14 protein-coding genes are annotated in these 14,259 nt (G+C 47.4%); 9 read left to right on the top strand and 5 right to left on the bottom strand.

The features are described from left to right. The first annotated feature begins 4 nt into the window (after positions 1-4). From LRP50_RS19400 to LRP50_RS19425, 6 genes are read left to right on the top strand one after another with little or no spacing between them, the layout of a single operon-like run. On the top strand, positions 5-1,084 hold the full coding sequence (locus LRP50_RS19400) for an ABC transporter ATP-binding protein (protein WP_274166106.1): 1,080 nt from the start codon (positions 5-7) through the stop codon (positions 1,082-1,084). A 10-nt stretch (positions 1,085-1,094) separates the two neighbouring features. Next, positions 1,095-2,231 carry an ABC transporter ATP-binding protein gene (locus LRP50_RS19405; protein ID WP_274166107.1) on the top strand — a complete coding sequence of 379 codons (1,137 nt, stop codon included), beginning with the start codon at positions 1,095-1,097 and terminating at the stop codon, positions 2,229-2,231. Further along, positions 2,221-3,090 (top strand): carbohydrate ABC transporter permease, encoded by an 870-nt coding sequence (locus tag LRP50_RS19410; RefSeq protein WP_274166108.1) that lies wholly within the window; start codon positions 2,221-2,223, stop codon positions 3,088-3,090. The genes LRP50_RS19405 and LRP50_RS19410 overlap by 11 nt, the downstream gene beginning before the upstream one ends. A gap of 3 nt (positions 3,091-3,093) precedes the next feature. Further along, complete coding sequence (locus tag LRP50_RS19415) at positions 3,094-3,891, top strand: carbohydrate ABC transporter permease (protein ID WP_274166109.1); 798 nt, start codon at positions 3,094-3,096, stop codon at positions 3,889-3,891. Positions 3,892-3,902: 11 nt separating this feature from the next. Beyond that, positions 3,903-4,175 (top strand): DUF2160 domain-containing protein, encoded by a 273-nt coding sequence (locus tag LRP50_RS19420; RefSeq protein ID WP_028021751.1) that lies wholly within the window; start codon positions 3,903-3,905, stop codon positions 4,173-4,175. 24 nt (positions 4,176-4,199) lie between these two features. Further along, the gene (locus tag LRP50_RS19425) at positions 4,200-5,933 is read left to right on the top strand and encodes an ABC transporter substrate-binding protein (protein WP_274166110.1); all 1,734 of its coding nucleotides are present in this window, start codon (positions 4,200-4,202) and stop codon (positions 5,931-5,933) included. 127 nt (positions 5,934-6,060) lie between these two features. Here the strand turns inward: LRP50_RS19425 and LRP50_RS19430 are convergent, their stop codons facing one another. After that, positions 6,061-8,310 (bottom strand): response regulator, encoded by a 2,250-nt coding sequence (locus tag LRP50_RS19430; RefSeq protein WP_274166111.1) that lies wholly within the window; start codon positions 8,308-8,310, stop codon positions 6,061-6,063. A 154-nt stretch (positions 8,311-8,464) separates the two neighbouring features. Here LRP50_RS19430 and LRP50_RS19435 point away from each other — a divergent pair, with 154 nt between their 5' ends. After that, complete coding sequence (locus LRP50_RS19435) at positions 8,465-9,247, top strand: substrate-binding periplasmic protein (RefSeq protein WP_274166112.1); 783 nt, start codon at positions 8,465-8,467, stop codon at positions 9,245-9,247. A 24-nt stretch (positions 9,248-9,271) separates the two neighbouring features. Further along, positions 9,272-9,952 carry a flagellar brake protein gene (locus LRP50_RS19440; RefSeq protein ID WP_274166113.1) on the top strand — a complete coding sequence of 227 codons (681 nt, stop codon included), beginning with the start codon at positions 9,272-9,274 and terminating at the stop codon, positions 9,950-9,952. A 34-nt stretch (positions 9,953-9,986) separates the two neighbouring features. Here LRP50_RS19440 and hppD read toward each other — a convergent pair whose 3' ends face one another. The 3 genes from hppD to LRP50_RS19455 all read right to left on the bottom strand — a co-directional run bounded on the left by hppD (position 9,987) and on the right by LRP50_RS19455 (position 12,771). Then, a complete protein-coding gene (gene hppD, locus LRP50_RS19445) occupies positions 9,987-11,060 on the bottom strand; it encodes a 4-hydroxyphenylpyruvate dioxygenase (RefSeq protein WP_274166114.1) in 1,074 nt (357 codons plus the stop codon). A gap of 188 nt (positions 11,061-11,248) precedes the next feature. Next, complete coding sequence (locus LRP50_RS19450; protein ID WP_274166115.1) at positions 11,249-11,608, bottom strand: DUF2750 domain-containing protein; 360 nt, start codon at positions 11,606-11,608, stop codon at positions 11,249-11,251. Positions 11,609-11,853: 245 nt separating this feature from the next. Next, positions 11,854-12,771, bottom strand: a complete 918-nt coding sequence (locus tag LRP50_RS19455) for a helix-turn-helix domain-containing protein (RefSeq protein WP_274166116.1) — start codon at positions 12,769-12,771, stop codon at positions 11,854-11,856. 239 nt (positions 12,772-13,010) lie between these two features. Here LRP50_RS19455 and LRP50_RS19460 point away from each other — a divergent pair, with 239 nt between their 5' ends. Beyond that, positions 13,011-13,916, top strand: coding sequence for a DMT family transporter (locus LRP50_RS19460; RefSeq protein WP_274166117.1), 906 nt, complete (start codon positions 13,011-13,013; stop codon positions 13,914-13,916). Between the two features lie 14 nt (positions 13,917-13,930). Here LRP50_RS19460 and LRP50_RS19465 read toward each other — a convergent pair whose 3' ends face one another. Further along, on the bottom strand, positions 13,931-14,104 hold the full coding sequence (locus LRP50_RS19465) for a hypothetical protein (RefSeq protein WP_274166118.1): 174 nt from the start codon (positions 14,102-14,104) through the stop codon (positions 13,931-13,933). Positions 14,105-14,259: the final 155 nt, after the last annotated feature.

Here is a 14,259-nt window from a genome sequence, read left to right on the forward strand (position 1 = left end):
CTTCATGTCACTTGAACTGAAAAGCGTCACACGAATAAGTAATAACGAGGTGTGGCTAGACAATATCGATCTGCGTATCGAACCCGGTTCATTCAACGTCTTGCTCGGCAGAACGTTAGCGGGAAAAACCAGCCTAATGCGACTCATGGCGGGATTAGATAAACCCTCTTCTGGCAGCGTCTTGTTCAATGGCCAAGATGTCACTGGCATACCTGTGCGTGAGCGTAACGTTTCTATGGTGTACCAACAATTTATCAATTACCCCAACATGACAGTGTATGAAAACATCGCTTCTCCACTGCGCCTAGAAAAACACCCTGAACACATCATCAAAGAGCGCGTGCAGGAAACCGCCGAAATGTTGCGTATCGAATCTTTCCTCGATCGCCTTCCGCTTGAGCTTTCAGGTGGTCAACAACAGCGAACTGCCATGGCACGCGCCCTTGTTAAAAGTGCCGATCTCATTTTGTTTGACGAACCTCTCGTGAACCTCGATTACAAACTTCGTGAAGAGCTTCGCCAAGAAATGCGAGAGTTATTTGCTGAACGCAACACGATTGCCGTGTACGCCACCACAGAGCCCAATGAAGCGCTCGCATTGGGCGGAAACGTTTTGCTCATTCATGAAGGCAAGGTGATCCAGTCCGGCCCTACCGCGGAGGTATATCACCATCCCGCTTCTGTCACATGCGCAGATCTGTTCGGCGAGCCGCCAATCAACCTGATCAATGGCAGTGTTGGCGCTGGCAATGTGTCGTTCAATGAAACGATTCACTTTCCCCTCAATACCGATCTGGGAGAACTCAGTGACGGACAGTACCAATTTGGTATCCGCCCTAACCATTTGAGTTTGGTCCCACATAACGACGACGACCTTGAGCTGTCTGTTGACGTTGAACTGGCTGAGATCAGCGGCAGCGAAACCTTCCTGCACGTACGAAACCGCGATATCAACATGGTTCTGCACTTACCTGGTGTTCACGATTACCCCGTCGATGCACGCATCAGCATCTATGTGCCTACACACAAACTGTATGTGTTCGACCAGTCAAAGCAGCTAATTCAATCTGCACGCCGTTTGTGAGGAGATAAGCATGGCAGAAATAATTCTCGATTCATTAGCGCATTCTTACTCGTCCTCTCCGCAAGGTCGCAACGACTACGCCATTAGAAAAATGACCCATACATGGCGAGATGGCGGTGCCTATGCCCTGCTTGGGCCTTCTGGCTGTGGCAAGAGCACCATGCTGAACATCATTTCAGGGTTATTGACCCCCTCGGAAGGGAAGGTGGTTTTCGACCACCAAGACGTCAGCCAGCTAGCGCCGCAAGAAAGAAACATCGCACAGGTTTTTCAGTTTCCTGTGGTGTACGACACCATGACCGTTTATGACAACCTTGCCTTTCCATTACGGAATATGAAAACGCCTGAAGCCAAAGTGCGCTCTCGCGTGAGCGATGTGGCTGAGTTGCTTGAACTCACTCCTGTACTCGACAAACGTGCTAGCAACCTTACCGCTGATGAAAAGCAAAAAGTGTCCATGGGACGAGGACTCGTACGTGAAGATGTTTCCGCGATCTTGTTCGATGAACCGCTGACGGTGATTGACCCCCATCTCAAATGGAAACTGCGCCGTAAGCTGAGGCAGATTCACGAACAGTTTCACATCACCATGATTTACGTGACCCACGACCAACTGGAAGCCGCCACGTTCGCGGAAGAGATCGCCGTGATGTACGACGGTGTCATTGTGCAGTTTGGTACACCACGCGAATTGTTTGAGTCACCCAATCACACTTTCGTTGGATTCTTTATTGGCAGTCCAGGCATGAACCTGTTGCCCGTACAAAGAACTCCCGACGGCAATGTCAGCTTTGAAGATATAGAGCTGTTGTTAACTGACGAACAGCGCAATGTCTTGGCCCAAACCGATAGCAGCAATATCAAAGTGGGCATTCGGCCCGAATTCGTTCACCTGTGGCAGGAAAAGCGAGACGACGCGTGGCAAGTCCCCGTGGAGTTCGTTGAAGACCTCGGCACGTATAAAATCGTTACCGTTCGCTTTGGCAAACAATTGTTAAAACTGCGCATTGCAGAAGAAGCGCCTGTTCCGGCTGACCACGCCCATATCAGCTTTCCCGCTCAATGGTTAAAGCTATACATCGACGAATTTTTGGCCGGTGAACCGCAACAATCAGAGATGGAAACGGGAGAGCAGGATGCAAACTAAAACCGAAAACAATCGCGCATGGCTCTTGGTCATGCCCGTGTTCCTCTTGGTCGCCTTCTCCGCCATCATCCCATTGATGACCGTGGTGAACTATTCCATACAGGACATATTCGATCAAAATACGCGTTACTTCGTCGGTACAGAATGGTACCGCGAAATCCTTAACGACCCACGCTTACACGACTCACTTGTGCGCCAATTTATCTATTCCTTTTGCGTACTCGCCATTGAAATACCGCTAGGAATTGCCGTAGCACTCACCATGCCAGCCCGTGGACTCAAAGCATCAATAGTACTGATCGTGCTTGCTATCCCCCTGCTGATCCCGTGGAACGTCGTCGGCACTATCTGGCAAATATTTGGTCGGGCGGACATCGGCCTGCTCGGCTGGTTCCTCAACAACATTGGTGTGGAATATAACTATGCCTCCGACCCCGTCGATGCATGGATCACCGTATTGGTGATGGATGTGTGGCATTGGACATCGTTAGTCGCACTGCTTTGCTATTCAGGGTTACGCGCCATTCCCGATGTTTACTACCAAGCAGCAAAAATCGACCGAGCGTCCAACTGGGCTGTATTTCGTTACATCCAATTACCCAAGCTCAAAAGCGTGCTCTTACTGGGTGTTCTGCTGCGCTTTATGGACAGCTTCATGATCTACACCGAGCCCTTTGTGCTCACCGGTGGTGGGCCGGGTAACTCCACCACTTTCTTATCGCAAGCCCTGACGAAAATGGCGGTAGGTCAGTTTGATATTGGCCCTGCGGCTGCATTTTCCATCATATATTTCTTAATTATTTTGTTGGTGTGTTGGATGTTCTATACCGCCATGACCAGCATGGACAGGAGGGATTAAGTCATGAATAAAAAATCGATTGGCCTTTCTGCCTATATCCTATTTTTGATGTTGCCTATCTATTGGCTACTGATGATGTCATTCAAGACCAACGAGGAAATCCTCGGAGGGCTGACTTTCTGGCCTCAATCATTCACCTTAGAAAATTACATCATCATTTTTACTGATCCAAGCTGGTACAACGGTTATCTCAACTCGCTGACCTACGTGACCATTAATACCTTGCTGTCGTTGTCGGTAGCCTTGCCCGCGGCATACGCGTTTTCTCGCTACCGTTTCATTGGCGACAAGCACCTGTTCTTCTGGCTACTCACCAACAGAATGGCGCCACCAGCCGTGTTTTTGCTGCCGTTCTTCCAGCTTTATAGCTCTGTAGGCTTATTTGATACCCACATTGCGGTAGCACTTGCACATTGTTTGTTCAACGTGCCGCTCGCTGTCTGGATATTAGAAGGCTTTATCTCTGGGGTTCCCAAAGAGATAGACGAAACAGCTTACATAGACGGCTACAGCTTTCCGCGGTTCTTTGTGCGAATTTTCATTCCCATGATCCGCTCAGGCATTGGTGTCACAGCCTTCTTTTGTTTCATGTTCAGCTGGGTCGAGCTCTTACTCGCGCGCACATTGACCTCAGTGAACGCCAAACCGATTGTCGCCACCATGACCCGTACGGTGAGTGCATCTGGTATTGACTGGGGTGTACTGGCAGCGGCAGGGGTGCTCACCATCGTACCCGGATTATTGGTGATTTGGTTCGTTCGTAACCACGTCGCTAAAGGTTTTGCACTAGGACGCGTTTAAGGAGAAATACGATGAGTTGGATGGCCTGGACACTCCCAAGTGCTCTGTTTTTTATCACCATTGGCTGCATGTTGACAGCCATGACCGTATTCGAAGTACTTCGGCCTTGTGTGGAAAGGAAAGGATTTTTGCCTATCCGCACAACCCGGGGTGATCGACTATTTATAGGCCTGCTTGGCAGTGCCTATATCCACCTTCTCTTCATCGGAATGACGGACCTTCCCATTTGGTATCCCTTTGGGATTGCCATTGTATGGCTAGTCACCGTTCTTCGTTGGGGTTAGGGAAAACGACAAAGGAGCGAAACTATGAAGCAATTGCCTGCTGTAACCAAATGGACGCCTCTTGGGTTCATGATCGGGTTGTTACTGGCACCGGCGGTACACGCCGATCAGTACAGCGACGCAGCATCGAAGTGGGTGAATGATGAATTTACCCCTTCAACGCTTAACAAAGATGAACAGCTAAAGGAAATGGCGTGGTTCACCAACGCTGCCAAACCTTTCCGCGGTATGGAAATCAAGGTCGTATCCGAAACCATCACCACCCATGAATACGAATCGAAAGTGCTTGCAAAGGCCTTCGAAGAACTCACGGGGATCAAGGTGACACACGACTTGATCCAAGAAGGTGATGTGGTCGAAAAACTGCAAACCGAGATGCAATCAAACCGCAGTATCTATGATGCATACATCAATGATTCTGATTTGATTGGTACTCACTTTCGCTATGGGAAAGTTTTTCCTATCAGTGACTACATCGAAAGTGAAGGTAAAGACATCACATTACCAACACTCGACCTTGATGACTTTATTGGCCTTAGTTTTACCACAGGTCCAGATGGGAAAATCTACCAACTGCCGGATCAACAATTTGCCAATCTCTATTGGTTCCGCGCTGACTGGTTTGCCCGCGACGATCTCAAAGCCAAATTCAAAGGCATTTATGGCTATGAGCTCGGTGTTCCTGTCAACTGGTCTGCCTATGAAGACATCGCTGAGTTCTTTTCGGTTCACGTAAAAGAAATCGACGGCGAACGTGTTTATGGCCACATGGATTACGGTAAAAAAGACCCCTCTTTGGGATGGCGTTTTACTGATGCATGGTTCTCCATGGCAGGCGCGGGTGACAAAGGTATCCCTAACGGTGTTCCTGTCGATGAATGGGGCATTCGTGTAGACGGTTGTTCCCCTGTGGGTTCGAGTGTCGAGCGTGGCGGTGCTACCAATGGCCCAGCTGCGGTGTTCGCAACCACCAAATACGTCGATTGGCTACGTGACTTTGCACCACCAGAAGCGCAAGGCATGACCTTCTCAGAAGCGGGCCCAGTTCCCGCTCAGGGATCGATTGCTCAACAAATCTTCTGGTATACCGCGTTTACGGCTGACATGACCAAACCCGGCTTGGCTGTTGTTAACACTGATGGTACGCCGAAGTGGCGAATGGCACCTTCACCTCGCGGTCCATACTGGGAAGATGGCATGAAACTGGGTTACCAAGACACTGGCTCTTGGACGCTCATGCAGTCTACTGAACCAAAACGTCGTATGGCAGCATGGCTATATGCGCAGTTTACAGTGGCTAAAACTGTTTCACTGAAAAAGACGCTCGTGGGTTTAACGCCAATTCGTGAGTCTGATATTAACTCGCAAGCCATGACCGATGTTGCTCCGAAACTCGGTGGTCTGGTCGAATTCTATCGAAGCCCAGCACGTGTTCAGTGGACGCCAACAGGTACTAACGTCCCTGATTATCCAAAACTGGCACAGCTTTGGTGGCAATTCATTGCAGAAGCCGCGAACGGCGAAAAAACACCGCAAGAAGCACTTAACGGCTTAGCCGCGGCGCAAGATAAAGTGTTACGTCGTCTTGAGCGTGCCAACGTTCAAGGTGAATGTGGACCTAAACTCAACAAACCTCGCGATGCTGACTATTGGCTAAACCTTCCCGGCGCACCAAAAGCGAAGCTGCAAAATGAGAAGCCCAAAGGGCAAACCATCAATTATGATGCTTTGCTTGAGGAATGGAAATCCGCCATGTAATGGCGCTGATCCACATGACACTCACATACTGGTTTAACGTTTAATATCCTAAATTAAGCAGACAGCCACGTGAAAACAAAAACGCCTGCAGGATTTTTGCAGGCGTTTTTTTATGCGTTTTGTTCACTTAATTGGTCTGGGCTTGCTCTTGCTCCGACCCTGGCATGTGAAGCTTTATCATGCGCTCTAGGTCAATTTTTCTAACCGGTTTCGCAATATAGTCATCCATACCCGCCCTTAAGCAAGCCTCTCTATCTTGTGAGGTTGCATTGGCGGTGAGTGCAACAATGGGTGTCTGAGGCGCGTATCCATGCTCTCGAAGCAACCTTGAGGCTTGATACCCATCCATGATAGGCATTTGGCAATCCATGAAGATCAAATCAAAGCTCTCTTGTTGGCAAAGCTCTATCGCGACCTTGCCGTTTTCTGCTAACACGACCTCGACACCAAGGCGCGTGAGCATCGCCTGTACGACACGTTGATTGACCATGGTATCTTCCACTACCAAAACTCGCCCTTGGTAGGAGTCAGACACTTCGACTTCCCTCGTTGCTTGGGTTTGTTCAGTGACTTCTCCCGTTAGCGAAATGACGCCCAGTTGCGTTTGCTGGCCTCGCAAAATACGCGCTAACACATTTTTGAGGTCGTTAAACTTATAAGGCCGAGACAAGTAGCCCTCGATGCGAAAATTATCGAGTTTCACACTATCATGCATATCTGGCGCGGCCGTGATCATCATAAGACTTGGACAGCGCTGCCCAAAGCGATTTCTCAGCCTAGAAGCAATCGAAAAACCATCTACGTTTGGCATCAATTTATCGAGAATCACGACTTTGAACGGTTTCCCAGAGTCCATCCGCTCTGCAATCATCTCTTCTGTATCTTCTGGTCGCAGGCAACAAGACACCTGACATCCCATACTGCCCAGTTGCGCGCTGGTAATACGCATATTTAATCGACTATCGTCCACCAGCAACATCGCTGCATCGGCAAATAACAGTGAGTCGAACGGTGCACCTTCCGGTACTTGCGCTCTCTCAAAAGTCACATTGAAAAAGAAACGACTGCCTTCATTTTCCGTACTTTCAAGCTGTAACCGTCCCCCCATCAACTCGACAATCTGACTAGAAATCGCCAGCCCAAGTCCTGTGCCGCCAAAATTACGGCTCATGCTCCCATCCGCCTGTTCAAACTTCTCAAAGATCTTGTCTTGCTTGCTCCCTGGTATGCCAATTCCTGTATCACGAACCTCAAATAGCACAGTAACTTGTTGGTCTTTGCTTTCTACCTGTCGAATACCGACATGAACACTGCCATGTTCCGTAAACTTCACGGCATTGCCCACCAAGTTAATCATCACCTGACGCAATCTCACCGCATCACCCATCAAGAGTGGCGCTAGGCTTTCATCCACATGGCATTCAAACGCAAGATCTTTTTCTTTCGTTCTTAATCGAAATAGATGCTCTATGTCGCGGTTAAGCTCAAGCAAGTTAAGCTCCAAGACTTCCAAGTCAAACTTACCCGCTTCGATTTTCGAAAAATCCAAAATATCATTAATGATATCCAGTAAAGACAATGACGACGTTTCAAGCATATCGATGAACTCTTGCTGCTCATCATTCAGTGGCGTACCTTTAAGCAGTGAGGACATACCAATAATGCCGTTCATCGGTGTCCGTATTTCATGGCTCATGTTTGCCAGAAATTCACTTTTCTTTAGATTTGCGTCTTCTGCCGTTTCTTTGGATTGATGAAGCTCAGCATTATACTCACGCATTTTTTCAACGGTTTTATTGTATTGGGTGTACAAGGTCACCAACTCCTCACCCATTCTACTTTTGGGGGGTTCTATTTCCTTGGGTAGGTTATCAGCATCAAACTTCGTCACACCTTGAGAAATCCAGATCAATGGCCGAACCACGTCGATATAAACAATGAAAAAGACGAGACCTCCCAGTACCAATATCGCGCCACCTAAAAACAGAAGCAGCATGACAAAACGCTCAGTCAGCGCGTTATAAACTTGCTGCAAGCTCACTTCGATCTGCACAGTGCCTAGGCTATATTTATTGCCGAATTGCTGATGGACCATTGGCCATTGATACGAAATTTTCGGTTCTGGCGGGCTTTTCCCCGCTTCCGCTAGCACACGGTCAGAATCAAAAACACGAACATATGAGATATCGGGGTGCTGAAAAATCCCTTTAACGATCACTCCAACTTGCTCGAGATCTTCTTGCCAAACACTATTTGAGATACTCGATAAATCGGTGTCATGGATCAGCAACGCATTCTGACGGAGTTGCTCAGAGCGCGCTTGATAGTCAAGAAATAGAGCAAACGCAGCGACCAAAAATGCCAACAGACTACACACGAATAGCACCCTGCTCACCAACCTGGCGGCCATACTCGAAGGGTGAGGGAGATTCTCTTTTTGATTCAACATAGACTAGGCTTATGGATGTCCCGATAAAGAAGCAGCTATCTCTAATAGTAGCCAAAAGTCTCAAACTTGGATGAACATTGCTATGTCTAAAAAATGTCTGTGGGTTTCTCGTATCTGCCTACTTTCTCTATATTGTCTGCTAGGGCTCTTTATTCATTCGCCCGCCCATGCAATAACGCTTGATTACTACGTCGTACAAGACCAATCAGAGCCACTACAAATACAAGAAGAAGGCCAGAATCACCGCGGAATCATTACGGATATTCTGATGAGAGCCCTAGAAGGCAGCCCACATGAACTGCGTATCCACACTTACCCATTTAATCGGATGATGACTTTGCTATCAGACAGCCAGAACACAAACTGGATCACATACGGCAGTCCACAATGGGGAGGCATGCAGTCCGTCAACTTATCTTCATCCCCCCTATTTGAGGTCGAACACAGTATTGTCAGCAACACGAATGATGGCTTTCCTTATAAATCACCCGATGATTTAAACGGGAAGATTGCCGTATTGCTCTTTGGATTCGACTATCCAGGACTTGATGTGAAAATCGCCAAAGGGCAAGTCAGCGAAGTCCGTGTGAAAAATTATGATGCTGCATTTCGAGTCGTCGATCGTATCAAAAAAACTGGGGGGTTTGTCGAAATGGATATTCGCCTCAAGTACCACTTAAAACGCTTAGGCTTCACTGACCAAGACTACCAACTTCATAAGGCGAGCAATCTGATCCCAAACTACAACATTCATTTGGCGTATTCACCCGACATAGCCCCTCAAATCAAGCAATTTATCGATAAACGCATTATTCAAATGGCAGAAACAGATGAGATAAAGACTATCATTAATAAATATCTCTAAGCGTAACCCTGACGGAACATTGCCATGCAATCACTCAAAACCGAAGGCTCTGACAGTTTCTATCGACTTCTTGCCGTTGGGGCTCGACTCAATATCGAACTCTCTGATGATCCGCGTAAAACGCAGGTCGTCTCTCGGCTAGTCGGATACAGAAAAGAGCAGTTTCTTCTTATTGATTGCCCCACAGGTCAAGATCCTGTTATCGAACGGTTTCAAATACCCAACAATGAAGTCATCATTCGTGCCGTTACCGACAGCGAGTTTCGGGATGTCATCGCTTTTCGTTGCTTGGTCATGGGCGTTATTCAAAAGCCTATAAGGCTCCTAATTGTGTCCATTCCCGATAACGTCGCGCACAGACAAATTCGTCAACAACCGCGTATTGACACCAACATGTCAGTTCGTATCCAAGACAGCGACAGCACGTTCAACGCGACGATGACAGACTATTCTGTAACAGGGTGCTGTTTGGAAGTTCCTGCTAATGAACATCTACTCTTCGAAGATGAAACGCTTCAAATAGTTTTGGAATATGGTGATTCAATCAGCGGGAAGATAACTGGCTCTGTCGTCGCGGTTAACAATGAAAAAGACCCACCAACGGCAGGCCTTCAGTTTGATGACAGTGAATCAACTCTGCGTAAAGAGTTTTTCTATCAGTTGCTGTTCGATATGCGTAAGAACGATAAATCATTAGAGGTTTAAGCCGTCTTAATCGCTCTTTCTATTTGATATCGTATTAGCCCGCGTCTAAAACGCCTCGTCGAATCTGATCCAATTCAATAGATTCAAACAGTGCTTGGAAATTCCCTTCGCCAAAGCCTTGATTGCCCTTGCGTTGAATAATTTCGAAAAACACAGGACCAATAACGGTGTCAGTGAATATTTGTAGCAAAATACCAGTGCTGACACTGCCATCAATCAATACGCGATAATCACGAAGTTGGGTGACACTTTCTTCATGCCCTTCCACGCGTGAGTCGACATTCTCATAATACGTATCAGGCGTATTCATAAAACGCATACCACGCGATCTCAGTGTTTCAACTGTCTGGTAAATATCGTCCGTACTCAATGCGATATGCTGAATACCTTCTCCGTTGTAGGCATCGAGATACTCGGCAATTTGAGATTTATCATCACTTGATTCATTGATAGGAATACGGATTTTGCCACAAGGCGCTGTCAACGCGCGCGATTTCAACCCCGTCAGTTTGCCTTCAATGTCGAAATATCGGATCTCTTTGAAGTTAGCAATCCGATCATAAAAATCAGACCAAACATCCATGTTGCCTTTTTCGACATTATGGGTGAGATGATCAATAACCTGCAGGCCCGCATCCGCTGCTTTTAGCGTCTCTTTCCAATTAGGGTAGAAGGTAAAGTCGATGTCATAAATTTCGCTCTCACCATAACGGTCAACAAGATACAGGTACGAACCTCCGATACCGTGTATCGCTGGAATGTTGAGCTCCATTAAACCAATACGCGGTTCGCAAGCTTCAGCGCCTTGTTGCACCGCATACTGCATCGCGTGGTTTGAATCCTTCACCCGAAATGCCATGGCATTCACGCTCGCACCATGTTGTTTAGCAAAACCTTCGGCCTGCGAGTCATGCTCACCGTTTACAATAAAATTGATGTCGCCTTGGCGATATAACCAAACGTCTTTGTGTTTGTGCTTCGCAATTTCTGCAAAGCCCATCAGTGAAAATAGTGTCTTGAGTTCAGCAATGCCTGCCGCATTCGGCGCGGTATATTCCACAAACTCAAAGCCATCCGTACCCATTGGGTTAATGGTTGTATTTGCCATCCTCAATTCTCCTGCCTGCTTGCAATTAAGCAAATCGATTCCTTTTTTGTTGGCAGCATTGCCAACACAGTCACTAAAAGGAATAGCAGTCGGTAATCAGAAACGGCAACGCAAGGGGACACTCATCAGCAGCACTCGCTGTAAAGAAAATTCTGTAAATGGAAATTGACAGTACGGGTGTGTGCACGTTAGTGAGGAAGGCTAATCTGTAAATATTGAGCAATCAGTTCGGCCGCTTCAATTTCTTCACCGCTGAGATCGCTTCCCCAATCTGGCCCCAGCATGACAGCGTCCTTTGCCAGATCGACCAACCATTCCTCCAGAAATTCTGGGATCAGAATCGCCACTGGCGCGAATTCTTCCCACTCATCAACGCAATGTATTGCAGCGGCGTCTCTTGATGACCAAAACGGCATCACATCGGTATCTTCATAAATGGATGAGTCACAGATCACCCAGCCATCTTTACACTGTAAACCCCATACCTCTCCGCTAGCACGGGAAACCGTCACAAACTTCTCTATCGGTGTCGTGTCGTTGGTTGTCATACGCGGTCTCCTTTATGCACAACCGTGTTTTAAACTTGTAAGCTAACACTACAATTTACGCATACAGCTTAAGAGGTTGTGTATCAAGATTGAGCAATTGGTGTTATACCCAAACAACCTGAAGATGCAGGATTCAGCGAGTTTGACTGGCGTTATGCTCAAGGCGTCCCTTTTTGATGTAGTCATCTCCATCAAAAAGGGATAACACCGAGCATAGCGTCAGTCACTCGCCCGAAGGGAGGCCATCAGGTTGTTTGGGTATAGTAGCCTTTGACTTGCTCTCGGCGGAACACCGCAGGCGTTGCGCCAACGCGAAGTTTGAATTGCTGTGAAAGGTGTTGTTGAGAGGAGAATCCGCACACTGAGGCGATTTCAACCAACGGCAGACTGTTCTGGGTTAGCAAAATTTTCGCCAGTTCAACACGGCGAAATAATACATATTGATGCGGAGTGGTACCGAAACTCGTTTTAAACATACGCGCAAAGTGAAACTCACTTAACTGCGTTAACGCCGCCAATTCAGCCAATGAAAACGCCCGTGAAAGATGTGCTTCAACATATTCGATCACACGACGCTGATTTTGCGGTGACAGACCACCACTGCTGATAGCCAACTTCATTGGCTGATGACAGTATTGCCTAACCATATGCAGCAACATCATTTGTTGTGCATGGGAAAGCATCAACCTATCCGTGCTTTGTGACCAATCCAATTTCAACATGGTTTGACGAACCAGTTGGCTAACGAAAGGGTCATCAACGAAAGTACATTCTTTCAGCTCAATATGACGACCTTCTTTATCGAAAACCTGCTCAGCAAAACGCTGAAGATGTGCTTGTTCGAAGTAGAAATGGAAAAAACGGAAGGGATCAGAAAACGACCAATCAGAACGATGATCTTTTGGCATTAAACACAGTTTATCTTCGCCGCCATAGAGATCACCTTTGCGGGAGCAGCGCTTGGTGTTCTCACCACCCGCTAAGTAGAAACTCAATGTATGGTGCCCCGGCTTGTCATAGCTTGCGCTGCCATGGCTGTTGCTCCATACCGCAGCCCCTAAGCCATTATCTAGCCAGACATCTCCATGCAGTTTCGCCGTGTTATCACGTAACACGTTGTAAACCCGCTGTCTTTTTAGTTCTTTAGACGAATCCTTGTCCATACCACTCTCGCTCTTCTCCGTTTCAATATATCCCGAGTTTTTCTTTAGGGGTACCCGCTTTTACCTCAAACGGCTGAGTCGACATAGAAAAGCGCAAGAATCTATAAAAATAGCAGGAATATGAAAGTTATCGCGCCCTGCTCATATTACAGTGAGATATACCCCAGTGACCTAAACACGCTGGGCACATAACCAATAATAACAACGCCAGTAAGCTAGTTAGTCAGAGGAGTCGGCAAATGAATGCACTATTGTATGCAGTCACTGTGTTTATTTGGGGGTCAACTTGGCTTGCCATTGCATATCAGATAGGCGACACACCTGTGGTTGTCTCTGTTGGTTGGCGTTTTGGGTTGGCTTCCATTGCCCTTTTTATCATTCTAATTGCACGAAATGCACTACCAAAACTCACGGCGGAAAACCACAAAATGGCTGCGCTACTCGCCTTATGTCTGTTTTCTAATAACTTCCTTTGTTTCTATTTCGCGACCCAGTACATTCCGAGCGGGCTCAATGCTGTCGTGTTTTCACTGGCTCCCATATTGAACGCCCTGAACCTTTGGTGGCTTGAGAAAAAACGCCCTGACGCGACCTTCATTCAAGGGGCACTTATGGGCTTCGTCGGTGTGCTCATGCTGTTTGGCGCTCAATTCATTCACTCAGCCATGGACATGACCATACTGTTAGGGCTTGCGGTAACCTTCATTGGCACCTACTTCTTCTCGATGGGGAACTTGGTGTCTGCCCGCGCCCAAAAGAAAGGGATGCCATTGCTGCCCACCACAGCGTGGGCGATGGGGTATGGTGCGCTGTATCTGTTTGCCATTGCCCTCTTAATGGGATACTCATTAGCGTTTACTACCTCACCGCTTTATGTGTCGGCGCTTGTTTATCTCGCCATTATTGGCTCGGTTGTCGGTTTCAACACTTACCTTGCGTTAATTGGACGCATAGGCGCAGCGAAAGCCGCATATTGCACCGTGCTCTTTCCACTCATCGCATTGTCTCTGTCGACCGTTTTCGAAGGGTACGAGTGGACATGGCAATCAGTCATCGGCGTCATTCTAGTCGTCAGTGGCAATTTGCGTGTATTTGGCTTGCCAGAGCCTGTAAAGCGCTCCGTTAAACGTTGGTCACGCACATAATAGACAACCTAAGACTAATGCGCCGCGAGTTGAATCAACCACACTAAACAAATTAACAGCGGCCATAACCATGACGGAATACCAAAAGAAAACTGTCGCCAGAAGCTGTTGTCTTGAGCTGGACGCTGATGCCAGTTTTCATTGCTGTTTCGGCGAACATAGCGGCTAGATTCTGTTTGTTTGCTCATCATCATTCTCATCATTTCTTAAGTAGTGATTGCTATTACACATGCTTGGCATGGCAACACCGTGTAGGAAAAATGGAAATCTGATGAACAAAAATGGCGAAATGATGGCCGGGTTTTCAATGAGCATCCTTTGTCTATCGTGGCGGTATGGTGAA

Origin of the sequence: Enterovibrio gelatinilyticus (assembly GCF_028683095.1) — a bacterium.
In the GTDB taxonomy this organism is placed as follows: Bacteria; Pseudomonadota; Gammaproteobacteria; order Enterobacterales; family Vibrionaceae; genus Enterovibrio; species Enterovibrio gelatinilyticus.

What these genes read in the sequence shown, in the direction of transcription:
- LRP50_RS19435 (WP_274166112.1), top strand. Translation starts at nt 8,465, where the DNA reads ATGTCTAAAAAATGTCTGTGGGTTTCTCGTATCTGCCTACTTTCTCTA.
- LRP50_RS19465 (WP_274166118.1), bottom strand. Translation starts at nt 14,104, where the DNA reads ATGAGCAAACAAACAGAATCTAGCCGCTATGTTCGCCGAAACAGCAAT.
- LRP50_RS19415 (WP_274166109.1), top strand. Translation starts at nt 3,094, where the DNA reads ATGAATAAAAAATCGATTGGCCTTTCTGCCTATATCCTATTTTTGATG.
- LRP50_RS19400 (WP_274166106.1), top strand. Translation starts at nt 5, where the DNA reads ATGTCACTTGAACTGAAAAGCGTCACACGAATAAGTAATAACGAGGTG.
- LRP50_RS19405 (WP_274166107.1), top strand. Translation starts at nt 1,095, where the DNA reads ATGGCAGAAATAATTCTCGATTCATTAGCGCATTCTTACTCGTCCTCT.
- LRP50_RS19460 (WP_274166117.1), top strand. Translation starts at nt 13,011, where the DNA reads ATGAATGCACTATTGTATGCAGTCACTGTGTTTATTTGGGGGTCAACT.
- LRP50_RS19455 (WP_274166116.1), bottom strand. Translation starts at nt 12,771, where the DNA reads ATGGACAAGGATTCGTCTAAAGAACTAAAAAGACAGCGGGTTTACAAC.
- LRP50_RS19410 (WP_274166108.1), top strand. Translation starts at nt 2,221, where the DNA reads ATGCAAACTAAAACCGAAAACAATCGCGCATGGCTCTTGGTCATGCCC.
- hppD (WP_274166114.1), bottom strand. Translation starts at nt 11,060, where the DNA reads ATGGCAAATACAACCATTAACCCAATGGGTACGGATGGCTTTGAGTTT.
- LRP50_RS19420 (WP_028021751.1), top strand. Translation starts at nt 3,903, where the DNA reads ATGAGTTGGATGGCCTGGACACTCCCAAGTGCTCTGTTTTTTATCACC.
- LRP50_RS19440 (WP_274166113.1), top strand. Translation starts at nt 9,272, where the DNA reads ATGCAATCACTCAAAACCGAAGGCTCTGACAGTTTCTATCGACTTCTT.
- LRP50_RS19425 (WP_274166110.1), top strand. Translation starts at nt 4,200, where the DNA reads ATGAAGCAATTGCCTGCTGTAACCAAATGGACGCCTCTTGGGTTCATG.
- LRP50_RS19450 (WP_274166115.1), bottom strand. Translation starts at nt 11,608, where the DNA reads ATGACAACCAACGACACGACACCGATAGAGAAGTTTGTGACGGTTTCC.